Here is a 516-nt window from a genome sequence, read left to right on the forward strand (position 1 = left end):
TGGTGATGACGCCCAGCAGAGCGATGCAGATGAGGCCCGCGATGCGCGCGACGGCGTTGTTGACGGCCGACGCGATGCCGGAGCGCGCCGGGTCGATCGAGCCGAGGATCGCCGACGTGAGCGGTGCCACCGTGATGACGAGGCCGAGACCGGTCAGGATCGTGCTGGGCAGCACCTGGGTCCAGTAGTCGAAGTTCTCCGAGACCGTGAGCAGGAGTGCGAACCCGACGGCCATGAGGGCGGGCCCGATGGTCATGAACATGCGCGGCCCCCACCGACCGCTCAAGCCGCCGATCAGCGAGCTCAGCGAGATCATGATGATCGTGACCGGGATCGTCGTCAGCCCCGCAAGGGTCGCCGACAGGTGGGCGCCCTGCTGCAGGTACACGGTCACGACGAGGCCGTTCAGCGCCAGCGCGCCGTAAACGAAGAGCGTCGTGATGTTGCCCGCGGAGAAGTTCCGCACCCGGTACAGCTCGAGAGGCATCATCGGCTGCTTGGCCGTCGCCTGGCGCA

The 516-nt window shown here is 67.4% G+C and carries 1 protein-coding gene; it reads right to left on the reverse strand.

The features are described from left to right. On the reverse strand, positions 1 to 487 hold a 487-nt coding region (locus ABD944_RS42300), incomplete at its 3' end, for an MFS transporter (RefSeq protein WP_345187935.1). Positions 488 to 516 lie beyond the last annotated feature (29 nt).

This window comes from Actinomadura verrucosospora (genome assembly GCF_039540335.1).
GTDB classification, from domain to species: Bacteria; Actinomycetota; Actinomycetes; order Streptosporangiales; family Streptosporangiaceae; genus Spirillospora; species Spirillospora verrucosospora.